General features: G+C 71.4%; 14 protein-coding genes and 1 pseudogene. 11 read left to right on the top strand and 4 right to left on the bottom strand.

Features of this window, described 5'->3' with window-relative positions; genetic code table 11:
* Positions 1-86 precede the first annotated feature (86 nt).
* Together AN216_RS19005 and AN216_RS19000 are read left to right on the top strand one after the other, a co-directional pair.
* Positions 87-1235 (top strand): glycerophosphodiester phosphodiesterase, encoded by a 1149-nt coding sequence (locus AN216_RS19005; RefSeq protein ID WP_070197902.1) that lies wholly within the window; start codon positions 87-89, stop codon positions 1233-1235.
* A gap of 360 nt (positions 1236-1595) precedes the next feature.
* On the top strand, positions 1596-2102 hold the full coding sequence (locus AN216_RS19000; protein WP_070197901.1) for a GNAT family N-acetyltransferase: 507 nt from the start codon (positions 1596-1598) through the stop codon (positions 2100-2102).
* Between the two features lie 228 nt (positions 2103-2330).
* Here AN216_RS19000 and AN216_RS18995 read toward each other — a convergent pair whose 3' ends face one another.
* Complete coding sequence (locus tag AN216_RS18995; RefSeq protein WP_070197936.1) at positions 2331-2765, bottom strand: hypothetical protein; 435 nt, start codon at positions 2763-2765, stop codon at positions 2331-2333.
* A 22-nt stretch (positions 2766-2787) separates the two neighbouring features.
* The gene (locus AN216_RS18990) at positions 2788-3156 is read right to left on the bottom strand and encodes a hypothetical protein (protein ID WP_070197900.1); all 369 of its coding nucleotides are present in this window, start codon (positions 3154-3156) and stop codon (positions 2788-2790) included.
* A 663-nt stretch (positions 3157-3819) separates the two neighbouring features.
* On the opposite strand from AN216_RS18990, the gene AN216_RS18985 reads away from it, so the two are divergent.
* The 9 genes from AN216_RS18985 to AN216_RS18945 all read left to right on the top strand — a co-directional run bounded on the left by AN216_RS18985 (position 3820) and on the right by AN216_RS18945 (position 15901).
* Positions 3820-4938, top strand: a complete 1119-nt coding sequence (locus AN216_RS18985; protein ID WP_070197899.1) for a methionine ABC transporter ATP-binding protein — start codon at positions 3820-3822, stop codon at positions 4936-4938.
* Positions 4935-5606 (top strand): methionine ABC transporter permease, encoded by a 672-nt coding sequence (locus tag AN216_RS18980; RefSeq protein ID WP_070197898.1) that lies wholly within the window; start codon positions 4935-4937, stop codon positions 5604-5606. The genes AN216_RS18985 and AN216_RS18980 overlap by 4 nt, the downstream gene beginning before the upstream one ends.
* Positions 5607-5627: 21 nt before the next feature.
* Complete coding sequence (locus tag AN216_RS18975) at positions 5628-6479, top strand: MetQ/NlpA family ABC transporter substrate-binding protein (RefSeq protein ID WP_070197897.1); 852 nt, start codon at positions 5628-5630, stop codon at positions 6477-6479.
* Positions 6480-6636: 157 nt separating this feature from the next.
* Complete coding sequence (locus AN216_RS18970; protein WP_070197896.1) at positions 6637-7275, top strand: GNAT family N-acetyltransferase; 639 nt, start codon at positions 6637-6639, stop codon at positions 7273-7275.
* Positions 7276-7452: 177 nt separating this feature from the next.
* The gene (gene cbiE, locus AN216_RS18965) at positions 7453-8682 is read left to right on the top strand and encodes a precorrin-6y C5,15-methyltransferase (decarboxylating) subunit CbiE (protein ID WP_070197895.1); all 1230 of its coding nucleotides are present in this window, start codon (positions 7453-7455) and stop codon (positions 8680-8682) included.
* A 250-nt stretch (positions 8683-8932) separates the two neighbouring features.
* Entirely contained in the window at positions 8933-12676 is a 3744-nt protein-coding gene (gene cobT, locus AN216_RS18960; RefSeq protein ID WP_070197894.1) for a nicotinate-nucleotide--dimethylbenzimidazole phosphoribosyltransferase, read from the top strand.
* A 239-nt stretch (positions 12677-12915) separates the two neighbouring features.
* Positions 12916-14145, top strand: a complete 1230-nt coding sequence (cobA, locus tag AN216_RS18955; protein WP_070197893.1) for a uroporphyrinogen-III C-methyltransferase — start codon at positions 12916-12918, stop codon at positions 14143-14145.
* Positions 14146-14241: 96 nt separating this feature from the next.
* On the top strand, positions 14242-15135 hold the full coding sequence (locus tag AN216_RS18950; RefSeq protein WP_070197892.1) for a TrmH family RNA methyltransferase: 894 nt from the start codon (positions 14242-14244) through the stop codon (positions 15133-15135).
* Positions 15136-15208: 73 nt separating this feature from the next.
* A complete protein-coding gene (locus AN216_RS18945) occupies positions 15209-15901 on the top strand; it encodes a maleylpyruvate isomerase family mycothiol-dependent enzyme (RefSeq protein WP_070197891.1) in 693 nt (230 codons plus the stop codon).
* Between the two features lie 248 nt (positions 15902-16149).
* Here AN216_RS18945 and AN216_RS18940 read toward each other — a convergent pair whose 3' ends face one another.
* Together AN216_RS18940 and AN216_RS29755 are read right to left on the bottom strand one after the other, a co-directional pair.
* Positions 16150-17484 carry a hypothetical protein gene (locus tag AN216_RS18940; RefSeq protein WP_244502530.1) on the bottom strand — a complete coding sequence of 445 codons (1335 nt, stop codon included), beginning with the start codon at positions 17482-17484 and terminating at the stop codon, positions 16150-16152.
* A gap of 437 nt (positions 17485-17921) precedes the next feature.
* Positions 17922-18161: pseudogene (locus tag AN216_RS29755) on the bottom strand (serine/threonine protein kinase); the annotation flags it as partial.

The raw sequence follows: 18161 nt of genomic DNA, 5'->3' as shown, positions 1-18161 counted from the left end.
AAGGTTCACACGCCTACTATCGGCGCGTCATTCGTCCGATGCGGGTGTCAGGTACGGGACAGCGGAGCACGAGGTGAGGAGTGCGCATGGCGCAGCAGCAGGGGCCGGGTCGGAGAGTCGTACTGGGCGCCGCGGCACTGGGAGCGGGCGCGGCGGCCTGGGGGCCGGCGGGCGCGGCACAGGCCGATGACGGGAAGTCAGGCGGCCGTTCGGGCCGACACAGGCTGCCCGTCCCCGCGGTGATCGCGCACCGGGGCGCCAGCGGCTACCGGCCGGAACACACCATGGGCGCGTACGAACTGGCGCACGCCACGGGCGCGGACATCATCGAGCAGGACGTGGTGTCCACCAAGGACGGCCACCTGGTCTGCCGGCACGAGAACGACATCACCGGCACCACCGACGTCGCCGAGCACGCCGAGTTCGCCGACCGCGAGACCACCAAGTCCATCGACGGAAAGGAACTCACCGGCTGGTTCAGCGAGGACTTCACGCTCGCCGAACTCAAGACCCTGCGCGCGGTGGAGCGGCTTCCCGACGAGCGGCAACACAACACGCTCTACGACGGCCGCTGGCAGGTGCCGACCCTCGAGGAGGTCCTGCGCTGGGCCGACCGACGGGGCCGGGTTGACGGCCGGCCCGTGTGGCTGCACATCGAGACCAAGCACCCCAGCTACTTCCGCGAGATCGGCCTGGCCCTGGAGAAGCCGCTCGCCCGACTGCTGCGCGAGTACGGGCGCGACCACAAGCACGCGCCGAACTTCGTGCAGTCCTTCGAGCCGAGCAGCATCCAGCGGCTGGAGCACCTGGTGGACTGCCCCGGGGTGGTGCTCCTCGGCGGACTCGACTCCCGCCCCTGGGACTTCGTGGAGTCCGGCGATCCCCGTACGGTCGCGGACCTGGTCAGTCCGGACGGGCTGAAGTGGATCGCCGGCTTCGCGAAGGGGATCGGCCCCACGCTGGACATCGTCATCCCGAAGGACGAGGACGGCGCGCTCGGCGAGCCCACCACACTCGTCCGGGACGCGCACGCACAGCGACTCGTCGTGCATCCCTACACGATGCGCAACGAGAACACCTTCCTGCCGCTCGACTTCCGGACGGGGGACGAACCGGACGCCTACGGGGACGCGTTCGGCGCCTTCCGTACGTATTTCGCCACCGGGATCGACGGTCTCTTCTCCGACAACCCGGACACGGCGGTGCTCGCCGCGGCGGACTTCCGGGAGCGCTGAGCGCTCTCCGGCGTCGCTTCCCGCTGTTGTTCCCGGCCGCCGGGTGGGTGGCGGGCAAGCAACCCGGGGGGTCGCGGGACGTGCGGCTGGTGGCGCGGCGTCGTCCGTCACCAGCCGTGCGTACCGAGAGGGTCGTCCCGGCCTGTTCGACCCGGGTCGGGAATGTCACACCCCCCGGACCCGCGTCGCGTGTCCAACGGGCGCGCGCGCCACGCAGAATTCTCGGGACGTGGGGTTGCCGTGCCCAGGCGGAGGGGAAGGGTGCCGTAAGCAACCGGCGTCATCAGGGCAGACAGTTCGCGCGCGGCACCCTCACGCACGGCTCGCGCGGACACGAGGGAATTGGGGAGGCGTACGCCCATGGCCATGAGCGTGACCATCTCGGCGGCGACTGACGATGACGTCGAACAGATCCTGAAACTGCAGTATCTGTGTTTCCAACCGGAGGCCGAGCGACACGGCGACTACGGCATCGAACCGCTCGTCCAGACCCTCGACCAGTTGCGCGCGGAACTCGACGCGGGATATGTCGTGGTGGCACGGCTCGGGGCGGAGGTCATCGGCTCCGTGCGCGCGACGGTGGAGCCGGACACCACCGCTCGAATCAGCATGCTGTGCGTGCATCCGAGGATGCACCGGCACGGTCTCGGGAGCCGGTTGCTCACCCGGATCGAGGAGCACGTCCGCACCGAGCGTGCGGCCACCCGCTACCGCCTCTCCACCGGGCACGCTGACGAGGTCGGGCTGCGCCTCTACCGCCGTAACGGCTACACGCCGGTGGACACCGTCGCCTCGGCCGGCGGGCGGGCCACGTTGGTCACCCTCGAGAAGGAGGCGAGCGCCACGGCGTTCACCACCAGCGCGTAGGGGCGCGAGTTTTGCTCGGTTCACCTCCGGGCGCTCGCGCCCGGTGCCGACCTCCTCGACACCGCACTCGCTCTTCCCCTCGGTCTGAGGCCCGCGGCCTGGGACCTGGGGGAGGTCCCATCGATGACGTCACCTTGAGCACCGACACCGGCGCGCTCTTCGGTTCGTTCGGCCCGTACCGGCGGCGCGCTGCCCTGACCTGTGGGACACGCGGTACGGTCGCGCCGGTCAGCCGGTGCGCCGGGAGCGGCGCAGCCACCACAGCCCGGTCACCGGCAGCGCCAGGGGGAGGAACAGATAGCCCATGCCGTACCGCGACCACACGGTCGCGTCCGGGAAGGCGGACGCGTCCAGCAGGGTCCAGGTGCCGACCCCCAGCACTCCCAGCAGTTCCAGACAGCAGCACACCACGGCGGCCTTACGAGCTCCCTCGCCGCCGCGCACCAGGGCCAGCGTGATGAAGGCGTACACCACCGCGGCCACCGCGGAGAGCGTGTACGCCAGCGGTGCCTCGTGGAGCCGGGTGGAGAGCTGGTAGAGGGAGCGGGAGGACGCGCCCACGGTGAAGATCCCGTAGAGCGTCACCAGCAGTCGACCCGGCCCGCTGGCGATCTCGCTGTGACGCCCCGAACCGTCGCCACCCTGCTGGTACCGCGCGGCCAGTCGCTGCCCGCGCTCGCTCGACTCAGGCACCCACGCCCTCCCAGATGTCGTACAACCGCACCTGAAGCACGGCCAGCACCAGCGCACCGGCGGCCACCGTCAGCGATCCCCAGCGGGTCCGCTCCGTCAGGGACATCAGGGCCACCACGGGTACACAGCACACGATGCCGATCTGGTACGAGACGAACAGCAGCGTGCCGTCCGCGGGCTCCTGTCCCCGCGCCAACTGCACGATCCCGATGACCAGCTGCACCAGCGCGAGCAGCGTCACCACGGCCATCCCGAGGAAGTGCCAGTCCTTCGTCGGCTGGTCACGGTAGGCGGCGTGGCCGCACCAGGCGGCCAGCGCGAGTGCGGCCACGGCGAGCGTGACCGTCAGCGGGGTGAGCATGGCCACGATTCTAGGACCGGGCTCACGGTCGGCTCGCGGCACCCCGTATGCCGTGCCCGGTCGTGTACGAGGCGGGGACGGCGCCCGCGGGCCGGGCGAGACGGCGACTCCGGTCGCGGGACTCAACGCGGTGAAACGGCACCTGGCGACATGGTGGGTGACCAGGGCTGGTCGACGGGGCGTCGGTCGTGGCGTTGGCCACAGGACGGTCGCCTGCCGGGAGGTCCGGCCGACCGTGCCGGGATGGTTGTCCGTGCAGGTCAGCGCCGTCGTTCGGGGGTATCCGGGTGGCGTCCCGGGCGGGTCCGGCTAGCCGGGTGGCGGTGTGGTGCGTTCCAGAATCCGGACGTCTGTCTCGTATGCCGAACAAATGGCAGGGAGATCTGTTTTACTGAGTCCATGAGCACAACGAGCGACCGCAGCCAGTCGACCGAGGCAGACGTGATGCCCGGCGCTCGTTGTCTGCGCGGTCGCCGAATGTGCGTCCGCTGAGCGCCCTCAAGTGAACGGTTTCGTCTCTCTGATTGAGACGAGCCCCGCGCTCGCCCCAGCGCCGCACCGCTGACCGCGGCCCCGCGCTGCCCGCATGCCCCACCGGATGGGAAACCTCCCGTGCCGGGTGCCGTACGCCTGCGCCCGGTACTCGACAGTGATGGAAAGCCAGTGATCACCACCACGGACCTGAGCAAGGTCTATCGCACCAAGGACCGCGACATCACCGCGCTGGACGGCGTGAACCTGCATGTCGCGCAGGGCGAGATGTACGGCGTCATCGGCCAGAGTGGAGCCGGCAAGTCCTCCCTCATCCGCTGCGTCAACCTGCTCGAGACGCCCACCTCCGGCTCCGTGACCGTGGACGGCCGGGAGTTGACCGCGCTCGCCCGGCGCGGGTCGCGGGGGCGTCCCAAGCGCCCCACACCTCAACTGCGGGCGGCGCGCAGCAGTATCGGCATGGTCTTCCAGCACTTCAACCTGCTGTCCTCGCGCACCGTCCGGGGCAACGTCGAGCTGCCGCTGGAGATCCTGGGTCTGACCCGGCGCGAGCGCTCCCGCAAGGCGCTCGAACTGCTCGACCTGGTCGGGCTGGCCGACAAGGCCGGAGTGCACCCCGCCCGGCTCTCCGGCGGACAGAAGCAACGTGTGGGCATCGCCCGCGCGCTCGCCGGCGAACCCAAGGTGCTGCTCTCGGACGAGGCGACGTCCGCGCTCGACCCGGAGACCACCCGTTCCGTACTGCGCCTGCTGCGCGATCTGAACCAGCAACTCGACCTGACCGTACTGTTGATCACCCACGAGATGGACGTGGTCAAGTCGGTGTGCGACTCGGCCGCGCTGATGCGGGACGGCCGCGTCGTGGAGTCCGGTACCGTGCCCGAACTGCTCGCGACACCCGGCTCCGAACTGGCCCGGGAACTCTTCCCGCTCGGCGGGGAGGTGGGCGGACCGGAGCGCACTGCCGTGGACATCACCTTCCACGGTGACACCGCCGCCGAGCCGGTGGTCTCCAGGCTGTCGCGCGCGTACGACCTCGATGTCTCCATCCTCGGTGCCGCGATGGACACCGCCGCCGGGAAGCAGGTCGGCCGGATGCGGATCGAGTTGCCGGGACGCTACGAGGACAACGTCGTCCCCATCGGCTACCTGCGCGAACAGGGTCTGCAGATCGAGGTGCTGCCCGCGACCGAACCCGCCGCCGCACCAGCCGTATCCGCCGCCGCGCCCGCCACTGGCCTCGCCCCGGCCGCCGGTGCATCCGAGCCCGCCCCGGAGGTGGCGAAGTGACCTGGAACGAGATGCAACCACTACTGACCCAGGGATGCGTCGACACCCTCTACATGGTGCTCTGGTCCTCGCTGTGGTCGGTGGTCGGCGGACTGCCGCTGGGCGTGCTGCTGGTGCTCACCGACCAGGGCGGCCTGCTGCGGAACGCGCCGATCAACCGGGTCCTGGCGGCAGTCGTCAACATCGGACGCTCACTGCCGTTCATCGTGCTCCTGGTCGCGCTGATCCCCTTCACCCGGCTGCTGGTCGGCACCTCCATCGGCCCGACCGCGATGATCGTGCCGCTGGTCGTCGGCGCCGTGCCGTTCTTCGCCCGGCTGGTGGAGATGGCCGTACGCGAGGTCGACCACGGACTGGTCGAGGCCGTGCAGGCGATGGGCGGCGGGGTGCCGACGGTGGTGCTCAAGGCGCTGCTGCCGCAGGCGCTGCCCTCCCTCGTCGGCGGGCTCACCACCACGGTGATCGTGCTCACCGGCTACTCCGCGATGGCTGGCGCGGTAGGCGGTGGCGGACTCGGCTCCATCGCCGTGACCTACGGATACCAGCGCTTCGAGACCACGTTCATGCTGCTCACCGTGGCCGTGCTGATCGTGTTCGTCACAGTCGTGCAGCTGCTCGGCGACGGAGTCGTGCGGCTGTTGGCGCGCCGGGACCGCGCCGTCACCTGAGAAGAGAAGGAGGCACTTTTCGTGCGCAGACACACCAAGATCACCGCAGCCGCGGCCGGCACCGCCCTCATCCTGGGCCTGTCGGCCTGCGGCACCGCCTCCGACCCCGACTCCGGCGGTGAGGCCGCCGACTCGGACGGCCCGCTGGTCGTCGCCGCCAGCCCCACCCCACACGCCGAGATCCTGCAGTACGTCGAGAAGCACCTGGCGTCCAAGGAAGGGCTCGAGCTGGAGATCCGCGAGGTCACCGACTACGTCACGCCCAACCGGGCCACCGAGAGCGGAGAGGTCGACGCGAACTTCTTCCAGCACCGGCCCTATCTCGAGGACTTCAACGAGAAGCAGCAGACGCACATCGTGCCGGTCGCCAACGTGCACCTGGAGCCCCTCGGCATCTACGCCCAGGGCACCGACCAGCTGGGCGAGCTGAAGCCCGGCCAGACCATCGCGGTCCCCAACGACACCACGAACGAGGGTCGGGCACTGCAACTGCTCGCGGACCACGGGGTGATCGACCTCAAGGCCGGAGCAGGACAGGACGCCACCCTCTCGGACATCAAGGACCGTAAGGGACTGAAGTTCAAGGAGGTGGAGGCCGCGGCCCTGCCCCGCTCCCTCGGCGACGTCGACGCCGCCGTGATCAACGGCAACTACGCGATCGAGGGGGACCTCGAGCCGCGTGAGGACGCCCTGGCCCTGGAGGAGCCGGAGGACAACCCGTACGCCAACTTCCTCGCCGTGAAGGACGGAAACCAGGACGATCCGCGGGTGCAGAAGCTCGCCGGCATGCTGCACTCGGACAAGGTGCGCAAGCACATCGAGAAGGAGTACGAGGGGGCGATCGTGCCCGCCTTCGGCGCTGGCAACTCCTGATATCGACAAGTTGATTCATCGCGCCGGGCCCGCGTTCGCGGCGGGCCCGGCGCTGCACATCCCCTGGCGCATGCTGCATGCTGTGCACAGCTGCAACCTTCCCGGGGAAGCGTTCTCGAAGCTCCCCGGCCACCAAGCCTTCTGCATGGAGCGGCGCATGACATCGACCTTTCCGGACGTTTCGATCAGTACGGACCGGCTCGTGCTGCGCCCGTTCGAGGAGGCGGACGTTCCCTCCCTCACGGAGATGATGAACGACGACCTGGTCACCGTCTGGTCGGCGGTTCCCGTCCCGTACACCCGGGCCGACGCACGCGACTGGGTCCTCCGTCGTGCCCCGGGCGAGCGGACGACGGGCCGGGGAATCGTGTTCGCGGTCACCGAGTTCCTCACCCAGCGGCTGGTGGGCGCCGTGCGGTTGAAGCACACCGACTGGCAGCTGCTGACCACCGAGGTGTCGTACGTCACCGCCCCCTGGGCCCGCGGCGAGGGTTACGCCTCGGAGGCGGTGCTGGCGACGGTGCAGTGGCTCTTCCAGGACCAGAAGTTCGAACGCGCGGAGCTGCGCACGGCCGCCGACAACACCGCCGCCCAACAGGTCGCCCAGAGGCTGGGCTGCATCAGCGAGGGCGTGCTGCGGAACGCCTGGATCGCCCGCACCCGGGTGGAGGGAGGCGGGTGGGCGCAGATCCGCACCGACCTGCTCATCTGGAGCCTGCTGCCCGAGGACCTGGACGGGCTGCACGAACGGATGGCGGACGCCGGGGACTTCGTCTCGCACACCGACTGGCACTGACCCACAACCGCTCCGCTCTGAGCGGACCCACCCCGTGGGCGGACGCCAGAGTGACGCGCCCGGACGGGCCGCGCGCGGCGCGTGGGCACTCGGTTCGGCGGCCGGCACCGTGGTCACGGTACTCTCCTTGTACTCCACAGCCCCGACCTGCGACGACCCACCAGGAGAGAGTCTGCGATGGCCGACCGCGTCACCGTGATCGGGTGGGATGGCACACCCCTGACCGACGCCGCCCGTGCCGCTCTGGAGGCCGCCACCCTGGTGGCCGGTGCCGCCCACCACCTGTCGCGTCCCGAGGTGCCGGAGCGCGCGGAGCGCGTGCGACTCGGCAGCCTCGCGCTCGCGGCCCGACGGATCGCCGCGCACCGTGGTACCGCGGTGGTCCTGGCGGACGGTGATCCAGGTTTCTTCGGGGTCGTACGGACGCTGCGGGCCCCGGAGTTCGGGCTGGAGGTCGAGGTCGCACCCGCCGTCTCCGCCGTCTCGGCGGCCTTCGCCAGGGCGGGCATGCCCTGGGACGACGCGCAGGTCGTCGTCGCCCACAGCCGTACGCTGCGCCGGGTGGTGAACGTCTGCCGCGCGCACACCAAGGTCGCCGTCCTCACCTCACCCGGCGCCGGACCGGCCGAACTGGCCCTGCTACTCGCCGGGCTGCCCCGGACCTTCGTCGTGTGCGAGGCCCTGGGCACCGACCGGGAGGAGGTCACGGTCCTCACCCCCGACAAGGTCGTCGACCACGGCTGGCGCGATCCGAACGTCGTGCTGGTGATCGGCGGCCCCGGCGGCGGCGCGCCGCACGACCGCGCCTGGATCGCCGGCCGGGAACCGGGCCAGCCGAGCGTTCCGCGGGGCTGGGGGCGGCCGTTGCCGGAATACCACATCGCCGGCGCGGCACCTGCCGGGCCGCCCCGCGCCGGGGAGTCGGAGCAACTCCGGGCGGCCCAACTGGCCCGCCTCGGTCCCCGCGTGGGCGACCTGCTGTGGGACATCGGCACCGGTTCCGGCGCGTTGGCGGTGGAGGCCGCCGAACTCGGCGCGGCGGTGATCGCGGTGGACCGGGACGCGGACGCCTGCGCCCGTGCGGGGCGGGCCGCCCAACGTTTCGGGGCACAGCTGCAGACCCTCACCGGCACGGCCCCGCACGTCCTCGAGGACCTCCCGGAGCCGGACGTGGTCCGCGTCGGTTACAGCGGGCTGCGTACGCTCCAGGCGGTGGCCGACCGGCGGCCCGAACGGATCGTCACGCACGCCGCGACCAGGGACGGCGCGGAGGCGGCGGGGCGAGTGCTGGCGGAGAGCGGTTACTCCGTCGGTTGTTCACTGTTGCAGTCGGTCGAGTTGGACACCGATCGCTGGGAGGAAAGCGAACGTGCGGTCGTTTTCCTCCTTTCGGGTGTTCGGCACTGATCTTCCGATCCGCTGTGCGCGAACCCCGACGAAGTGCCACTTCTCACTCCGCCGTGGCAGGTCGGACGTACTCCTGCCGGTAGGCTGAGCGACTGTTGTTCCGCCCCGACGGATGTCGCTTCGTCGGTCAATATCCGGATGGTTCGACGGGGGCACGTGCCGCAACGCGGGCGCGCTCGTTCTCCATCCGGGGACGCGGTGGTTACCCGCCGGGGCTGGAAGGAGAGTTACCGATGGGCGAGGGGTACGCATGACTGACACCGGCCAGATCCCGGGTGAGGGACAGCCGGCTCACGCAGGCGCACAGCCGGCGGCTCCGGCCGCACCCGGCGCGTACACCTTCCCGGGCGCGGCGCACGGCACGTCCGTAGCGGAAGAGGACCTGCTGATGCCCGGGACACAAGGGGCGTGGAGCGAGGCGCAGGCAGCCGTGGCACCGCAGCAGAGCGGGCAGCCGCCGGGCCCGCTGCCGGGCACGCACGAGACGGACGGACGCGACTCCGGTTCGATCGACTACGGCGCGGTGCGCGGGTCGGACGCCGGTGTCGCCGACTGGAGTTCGACCGACCAGCGAAGCCGGGTGGCGGAGACCGCCGTCGCCAGCGGGCCGAGCGGGAACCAGGGTGGCGGGCGCCATGCGGGCGGGGGGCATGCCGGGCCGGCGGCCGAACCGACCGCGGGCCCCGGTGCCTTGCCGGCCGCGGACGGGGGCGGCCCCGGTGACTCCGCCGGCTCCGGCGGTGGCCCCAGCGCCACTGCCGAGCCGATCCAGGGGAAACCGGCCGTACGGCGGCCGGTGCATCCCGGTCCGCCCGTACCCGAACAGTCCGGCACGGTGCGCTCCCTCGCCGAGCGCGGCCCGAGCACGCCCGCCGGCACCGGGACGGCCGAGCAACTCACGGAGCAGCCCGAGCAGCCGTGGACCGGAGAGCAGCAGCGGCCGGAGCCGACGGCGCAGCAGGCCCCCATGCAGCAGCCGGCACCGGAGCAGCGCTCGAACGAGGCCGGAGGGCAGGGCCCGCCGGCTGGACAGCCCGTACCAGAAGCATCCGTCACCCTGCCGCAGCAGCAGGCGGATTCGCCGACCGCGAATCCGGAGTACCTCGACGTGACCCACCAGGGACCGGACACCCTCGGTGGCCCGCGACTCGGTGGGATCCCCGCACAACAGGACGGGTGGATCTCGCGGGCGGAGCAACCGCACACCGCTCCGTCAGCCGGGCAGCAGCTCCCGGAAGCCGCACTTCCCGGGCCCGATCTGGCCAGCGTCCCCGCGTCGGCGGAGGACCCGAACGCCCAGGTGCGGGACCGTGGCGCGCAGCCCGTCCCGGACTCCGCCGAGAGCCCGTCATCGGCCGCGGCGTCGAGCCCGGCGACGTTGCCCGCCGAGAAAGGCGCGGCGGCCAGCGCCGTTCGGAGCGGTACGGACCACGGCGCCGGCGGCCCGGACGGTTCCCCCGCCGACACCGCCATGGCAGCCCCGGACGCGGGGCCGGCCGCTGAAGCGCCGGTCGCGGAGCGGGAGATGGCGACCGCGCCGGAACCCTCGGTGACCTCCCCGACCCCCGTGCCCGCAGTGACCGAGTCCGCGGTGCCCGCCGGTGAGGCGGTAGCGGTGCCAGCGTCCACAGAGGTTCCCACCGCCGTGGCGGCGGAGTCCTCCGAGGCCGCAGACCCCTCTGTCGCCCCTGTGACACCCGCGCCTGTGACACCCGCGCCCGCGCCCGTCCCGGATCACGGCCCGGGGTCGGCGTCCGCCGTGGCGACCGACACCGGAACCAGCACTGGCCCGGACGATCCCGGGTCTGCCGTGCCGGAGCCGGTGCCGCAACCGAGTGGCCCGGGCGGAGCCGCCGCCGGTCCAGGCGCCGAGCCGAGCGCCGGCCCCGGCCCGCAGCCCGTGGACCCGACTCCCGAGGGAGCGAAGGATGTCGGGACCGATGCCGTACGCGAGGAGCCCGCTGTGGCGCAGGAGATCACGGGAGCGGCCGGCCCAGCGTCGACCGCCGACCCGGAGGATCAGCGGAGCACGCAGCCGGCCGGACAGCGAGCAGACCAACCGGTCGAGGCGGCCGGCGAGGGCATGCCGTCGATGGCGCCGCTGCCGGTCGAGGAGATGGTGGGCGCACCGGAGGGTGACCAGGACCCGACGCCCGCTGGGGCGACGCCGGCCGATCAACAGGCCGGTGCGTTCGGTGAGTCCGGCGATGCCACCGTGGCTGACGGGACCGGGACCGAGGCGGGGACCGCGGCCGACGGCCCCGCGGCAGCGGGCTTCGACGAGACCGAGCGGGCGGCCGTACACCGGCTCATGCGGGAGCGCCGAGACATCCGCAACGGCTTCCGCCCGGACCCGGTGCCGCACGAGGTGCTCCTCCGGGTGCTGGAGGCGGCACACACCGCGCCGAGCGTGGGCCACTCGCAGCCGTGGGACTTCGTCGTCATCCGCTCCGAGGAAACCCGCCGTAGCATGCAGGAACTGGCCCAGCGTCAGCGCGAGGCGTACGCCAAGTCCCTGCCGAAGGCTCGGGCGAGGCAGTTCAAGGAACTCAAGACCGAGGCGATCCTCGACACGCCCGTGAACATCGTCGTCACCGCCGATCCCACCCGCGGCGGCCGACACACGCTGGGCCGCCACACTCAGCCCCAGATGGCGCCGTACTCCTCGGCGTTGGCCGTGGAGAACCTCTGGCTCGCGGCGCGGGCCGAGGGGCTCGGCGTCGGTTGGGTCAGCTTCTTCGACGAGCGCGAGATGGTGCGTACGCTCGACCTGCCGGAGCACCTGGAGGTCGTCGCCTACCTCTGTGTCGGCTACGTCGACGAGTTCCCGGCCGATCCCGAGCTGATGCAGGCCGGCTGGTCCAAGCGGCGTCCGCTGTCCTGGGTGGTGCATGACGAGTCGTACGGCCGGCGTGCGTTGCCCGGGTCCGAGCCGCACGACCTGCTGGCCGAGACGCTGGAACGCATCCGTCCGCTGGACGCGAAGGCGCTCGGCGAGGCGTGGGAGCGGCAGAAGCGGATGACGAAGCCGGCCGGCGCGCTCGGCATGCTGGAGATCATCTCCGCGCAACTGTGCGGCCTCTCCCGGCAGTGCCCGCCGCCGGTGCCGGAGCCTGCCGCCGTGGCCGTGTTCGCCGGTGACCACGGGGTGCACGCGCAGGGCGTCACCCCGTGGCCGCAGGAGGTGACCAGCCAGATGGTCGCCAACTTCCTGGCCGGCGGGGCGGTCTGCAATGCCTTCGCACAGCAGGTGGGCGCGGAGGTGTGTGTCGTGGACGTGGGGGTGGTCGCCGAACTGCCCGCGACGCCCGGCCTGCTGCCCCGCAAGATCCGCCCTGGTACGGCCGACATGACCGAGGGGCCCGCGCTCTCCCGCGAGGATGTGCTGCGCGCGCTCGAAGTGGGCATCGAGACGGCTCGTGATCTCGTCGCAGCCGGCAACAAGGCGTTGCTCACCGGGGAGATGGGCATCGCCAACACCACGGCGTCGGCCGCCCTGATCGCCGTCTGCACCCAGAGCGACCCCGCCGAGGTCACCGGTCGCGGGGCCGGGATCAGCGACGACACGCACGACCGGAAGGTCGACGTGGTGCGCCGTGCGTTGCGACTGCACCAGCCCGACCCGGCCGACCCGGTCACCCTGCTGGCCACGGTCGGCGGCCTGGAGCACGCCGCGCTGACCGGTCTGATCCTGGGGGCCGCCTCGCTGCGTACACCGGTCATCCTGGACGGAGTCAGCGCGGGCGCCGCGGCGCTGGTCGCCCGGCAGATCGCCCCGGAGGCGCTGGCCGCCTGCGTCGCCGGGCACCGCAGCGCCGAACCGGGTCATCTCGCCGCACTCGCCAAGCTCGGACTGCGTCCGTTGATCGACTTGGACCTGCGTCTGGGGGAGGGCACCGGGGCGCTGCTGGCTCTGCCGATGGTGCAGAGCGCGGCCCGGGCCATGCACGATGTCGCGACCTTCGACGCAGCGGGGGTCACCGAGAAGAACTGACACGGGGGTTCGAGGAGGACCGGCGTTCGGCGTCTGCCCGCCTCGGACCCTCCGCGCGCTCCGCGGTGTGTACGCCACCGGGTGCGCGCCGTACGCCCGTACGCCCGTACGCCGCGGGCCGGTCGGTCCCGCCCCGCGGGCGGGGCCGCCGTGACACGACCTAAGGTGTCCTGGGAGCCACCGCCCCGTCTCCAGCCGCTCCGACGCCGCAGCGGTCCCGCGTGACAAGGAGCCGCCGCATGTCCCGAGACCCCGCCTACCCCGTAGGGCTCCGGCTGACCGGGCGTCGGGTCGTGGTCCTCGGCGGCGGTACGGTCGCCCAGCGACGGCTGCCGGCACTGCTCGCCGCCGGGGCCGAGGTCACGCTGGTGGCCCCGGCGGCGACGCCCTCCGTCGAGGCCATGGCCACGGCCGGCGAGCTCGCCTGGGAGCGGCGCGGATACCGCGCGGGTGACCTGGCCGAGGCGTGGTACGTGCTGATCGCCACCGACGACCCCGCCGCCAACGCCGCCGCCTCCAACGAGGCCGAGGCCCGCCGTGTATGGGCCGTACGCAGCGACGACGCCGCGGCGGCCACGGCCTGGACCCCGGCGACCGGGCGCAGTGCCGGGGTCACGGTCGCGGTGCTCACCGGCCACGACCCCCGACGGTCCGCCGGCGTACGGGACGCGGTGGTCGCCGGGCTGCGGGACGGCACCCTGGGCGGCAGCCCGAGCGGTCACCGGCCCGCCGCCGGCTCGCGTACGGGCACGGTCGCCCTCGTCGGCGGCGGTCCCGGGGATCCGGACCTGATCACCGTGCGCGGGCGCCGGTTGCTGGCCGAGGCGGACGTCGTGGTCGCGGACCGGCTCGGGCCGCGGGAACTGCTGGACGAACTCGCACCGCACGTCGAGGTGATCGACGCGGCCAAGATCCCGTACGGCCGCGCCATGGCGCAGGAGCGAATCAACGCGGCACTCGTCGAGCACGCCAGAGCGGGACGTGCCGTCGTACGGCTGAAGGGCGGCGACCCGTTCGTCTTCGGACGCGGCATGGAGGAGGCCCGGCAACTGGCCGACGCCGGCGTGCCGGTGACGGTGGTGCCGGGGATCACGAGCGCGGTGAGCGTGCCCGGCGCGGCTGGGATTCCAGTGACACATCGGGGGGTCGCGCACGAGTTCACGGTGGTCAGCGGGCACCTCGCGCCGGGCGCGGACGGCTCGCTCGTGGACTGGGAGGCAGTGGCCCGGCTCGGCGGCACGCTGGTGCTGCTGATGGCGGTCGAGCACGTCGAGGCGATCGCGCACACCCTGATCGGGTACGGCCGAGCCCCGGGCACCCCGGTGTCCGTCGTACAGGAGGGCACGACTGCCGGGGAACGGCGGGTGGACACCACGCTCGACAGCGTCGCGGAGGTCGTACGAACCGAGGCGCTACGACCCCCCGCCGTGATCGTGGTGGGCGAGGTCGTGACGCTGGGAAGGGGATAGCCCGAAGGGAGCGGACAGCCCGTACGGGCGGACAGCGTCGAACCGCGAGCCTCCCCGCGCAGCCGGCGGGAGACACGGACAGGACAGGAAGGTCTGGTGGCGGAACTCATCACCGTGGAGGACCCGGACGACCCACGGTTGGGCGACTACTCGGGGCTGACCGACGTGGCGCTGCGGCGTTGCCGGGAGCCCGCCGAGGGGCTCTTCATGGCCGAGGGGGAGAAGGTCATCCGCCGGGCCGTGCGGGCCGGTTACGGCATGCGGTCCATGCTGCTGTCCGCCAAGTGGCTGGAGGTGATGGGGGACGTCATAGCGCAGACACCCGCCCCGGTGTACCTCGTCAGCCCGGAGGTGGCCGAACGCGTCACGGGCTATCACGTGCACCGTGGCGCCCTCGCCTCCATGCGGCGGGCGCCACTGCCCAGCCCGGACACGCTCCTGACGCACGCTCGCGGAGGCGTGGTGACGGGGTCGGTGGACGACCACACCCACCCCGGCGCGACGTCGACTTCGGGTCCACACACGCGCGAGCGTCGGATCGCGATCTTCGAGGATATTGTTGATCACGCCAATCTGGGTGCGGCCTTCCGCAACGCGGCGGCTCTGGGGGTGGACGCCGTACTGCTTACCCCACGCTGTGTCGATCCCCTCTACAGGCGGGCCGTGAAGGTGTCCATGGGGGCTGTGTTCGCCGTCCCGTACGCCAGGTTTGAGTCATGGCCGCGCGATGCCGATGTCGTCCGGAAGCACGGCTTCGTCCTCGCGGCCCTCAGCCCCTCGGCAAGGTCCGTCACGCTCGACGAGTTCGCTGATCGCCACTACGAGAAACTCGCCCTGATGCTGGGCACGGAGGGGGAAGGGTTGTCGGCTGAAGCGCTACGGGTTGCCGACAACCATGTACGCATCCCTATGGACGCTGGTCTCGACTCGTTGAACGTGGCCGCATCCTCAGCTGTCGCCTTCTACGCCACCCGGCCGAGGTCTGGCTGATCCCGGAAGACGAGGATCATGGATGGGTGGGGTCCCGGGGCGATGTCAGTGGGTTCAGTTAGGTTCACTGGTCATGGATTCGGAATCGCTGCTGCAGCACCTGAGAGACGAACTCGACGCGTTTCGCGCGTGCCTCGACGGTGACCTGGCTGTATCCATCGAGCACTGCGGCGAGTGGACGCTCCGTGATGTGGCTGAGCACTTGGGCAGCTCAAATCTATGGGTGGCAGCCGCAGTTACCGAGCATCACGGCAAGTACGAGCCCGCGCCGTCCCCGCGTGATCCTGGAGGGCTGGTGCGGTGGTTTGAGGAAAGTTCAACCATTCTGCTCAACGCGCTCGACACTGACCCGAGTGCGAGCGCCTGGACTTTCCATCCGCCGCACACGGTGCGCTTCTGGCAGCGGCGCCGTGCACTGGAGGCGCTCATTCACCGCTGGGACGCCGAGAACGCACTGGGCGTCACGCGGTCACTCGCCCCGGTCCTGGCCGGCGAGGGCGTGGCCGAGGTCTTCGACACGATGGCACCACGGCAGATAGCACGGGGACGAGCGCAGCATCCGCAGCACGCCCTGCGTCTGCAGGCGACGGACACCGGGACATCCTGGGTGTACGGCCCTGGTACCGCCGTGGCCACACTCGCCGCGACAGCGGAAGAACTCGTGCTGCTCCTGTGGGGGCGGATGTGCAGCTCAGACGCCGCCTTTAGCTGGACCGGCGATCAGGAGTGCGGACTCCTCGTTCTGGCTGGCACGTTGACACCCTGACGCCGTTCAGGCGCCTATCCATCGGCGGATTGCCGCGCGGGTGGCCGCACCCATGGAACACGTAGGCCCGTTGATGAGCGCGACAGGAAGTCGAGTTCACGCTCACGAGGCCCCGGTCGATGTGGCTCTCCATGCCGGCATCGGCCTGCAGGCCTGAGATTCGAGAGGCGGGAGAGGATCCTGGTCACGTGTGCCGCCGGGTCCACGTACGGCGCACCCCCCAGTTGCGTCCCGGTTCCCACACGGCGTCACCGACCGTCTCGCCGTGATCGTCCGAGCCAGGAACGTCGGGTTCGGCGCTGATCGGGAATGACGGCCTCGGAGGCGGACAGACTCAGTGATACGCGGCGGCGTGCGACCAGGCCGACCGCGATCAGCAGCACGAACGGTAACCAGGCGATCGCGTAGGCGACACCGTAGTGCTGGACGTCCAGGATCGACCGGCGCGGGTCCACGTCGCTGCTGTTGACGCCGAAGAACGCGAGCAGTAGCGCTGGCGGGAGCGCGATAACCGAACCGGCGGCGATCACGGTAGCCAGCACCCGGTCGCGGCCTTCGGCGTACTCCTGGGATGCCGTCTCCAGGTCGACGCACCGCGTTGCGAGCACGGCGTTCACGCGATCGACGATGCGAGACGTGTTGGTCACGGCGTCCGCCAAGGCCGAGACGTCGCGCAGCGACGAGTGGAAGCTCTCGATCAACAGCTCCGGGATGAGGATCGTGTCGGCGTACGCCTCGACGCTGAAGCTCAGGTCGAGCTGAAGATCGCTAAGTCGGCGCGAGAGCTGCGTGACCAGGGCACGGGCACCCTCCGTCGTTTCGACCACGGCGGTCCGGTCGAGCTCCAACGCCTCGAACGCCTGCCGCCGGATGCGGTGCACAGCCGCGACCGCGTTGACGATGCCGGCCGCGGCCAGCGCGAACGCGTTCTCCACCGGCGGCGCGTAGCCGACTATCAACGACACGCCTCTGCCGTGCGCGACCATGGTCTGGCCGGGGTTGTTCAGCGTCTCAGGCCGGCGAATGCCCAGCGTTGCCCCGGTGCCGTCGTTCAGCGTGCCGCGCAGCACGATCGCCACCACCTCCTGGCTGACCGCGTCGCCAGACGTGTGCTCGGCCAGCAGGCGCTGTGCGTGCGCCGCTCCGGGGAAGACACTCTGATGGACGTTCCGGCCGAACTCGAGCGGCGGTTGGTCCGCGGGCCCTGCCGTGACGCGGTACGCGTGGAGCCGCTCGTCGAGCCACTCGGTCAGCGGTGCCCCGCCGACGCGCATGGCGGAGCGGTCCTGCCAGGTGGCATAGAGGGTGTCGGCGATCGCGTCTGAGCCGTCCGGGATTTCGACGTCCACGAAGAGCAGTGGGTCCCAGCGAGGCGTGACGGCCAGAATGACTGCCGCACCGTCGACCCGGGCCGCGCTCGGCGGGAGCGTGATCTCGGGGACGCGCTCGTGCAGTACCAGCCGGGGCAGTAGCCGCCCGGACGCCTCGACGTGGGCGGCGAACCGGCCGAGGTCGAGAGCCTCGCTCAACGGGCGAAGCATGTCGTCGGCCACCCGCACCTGTGGCGTGAGGTGATACGTCAACAGCAGGCGTGTACTGGCTCTGACGGCTGCGTCGGACCGTGGCACAACGTCCCCTTCGGCTGGCACTCGTGCGGGGCAGCAAGCCTAGACGAGTAAGTCCTCTGTTCGGGGCGTTGGTTGGGCATGTCCTGGTACCACGGCGAGAACCGCTGGCTCATGTTCCGTGCCTGCCCGGAGACCGAGCTACCACAAGCGATCGCGTGCGGCATCGCCACTGGTCAAGCGGGTAACCCCCGGGAGCTGGCCGGGAACGGTGACTCCTGGTTCGACCAGCACTGGATCGTGGCCTCCACCCCCCAGTGCCATGCGAGGTGCCCAGGCCCACCCAGCAACGCTCGCACCCGAACCCGTGGGCGATGGCGAACCCGAGATCGACGGAGGGGAGGTGCCCGCCGCAGGACGTGCCCCGTCCGGCCGACGGCTCGGGTCGGGTCGGGTCACCGGCCGGGGGCGGCCGCCGTCCCGTCCCTGACGGGGACGTCCGCTTGCTGGCTCACAGACTGCCGGTCGGGCCGGTCGGCCCCGCGGACCTTGCTTTCGCACCCCTGGGCAGCCGCGATGCCGAGCGCGACGAGCAGTGTCACGACCACGAACACCACGACCCGTTGCCGCAGCAACCGCCGGTTCGGACCGGGCCGGCGGCCGTTGGGCCGGGCGGCGCCCGCGGGCCGGGAGCC

The organism is Streptomyces oceani (genome assembly GCF_001751245.1).
Lineage (GTDB): Bacteria > Actinomycetota > Actinomycetes > Streptomycetales > Streptomycetaceae > Streptomyces > Streptomyces oceani.
Note: the sequence above shows the minus strand (reverse complement) of the source record. Positions and strands in the feature narration are given on the sequence as shown.

Coding starts and splice junctions, on each gene's coding strand:
- AN216_RS18990 (WP_070197900.1), bottom strand. CDS start 3,156: ATGCTCACCCCGCTGACGGTCACGCTCGCCGTGGCCGCACTCGCGCTG.
- cobT (WP_070197894.1), top strand. CDS start 8,933: ATGACTGACACCGGCCAGATCCCGGGTGAGGGACAGCCGGCTCACGCA.
- AN216_RS19005 (WP_070197902.1), top strand. CDS start 87: ATGGCGCAGCAGCAGGGGCCGGGTCGGAGAGTCGTACTGGGCGCCGCG.
- AN216_RS18970 (WP_070197896.1), top strand. CDS start 6,637: ATGACATCGACCTTTCCGGACGTTTCGATCAGTACGGACCGGCTCGTG.
- AN216_RS19000 (WP_070197901.1), top strand. CDS start 1,596: ATGGCCATGAGCGTGACCATCTCGGCGGCGACTGACGATGACGTCGAA.
- cbiE (WP_070197895.1), top strand. CDS start 7,453: ATGGCCGACCGCGTCACCGTGATCGGGTGGGATGGCACACCCCTGACC.
- cobA (WP_070197893.1), top strand. CDS start 12,916: ATGTCCCGAGACCCCGCCTACCCCGTAGGGCTCCGGCTGACCGGGCGT.
- AN216_RS18945 (WP_070197891.1), top strand. CDS start 15,209: ATGGATTCGGAATCGCTGCTGCAGCACCTGAGAGACGAACTCGACGCG.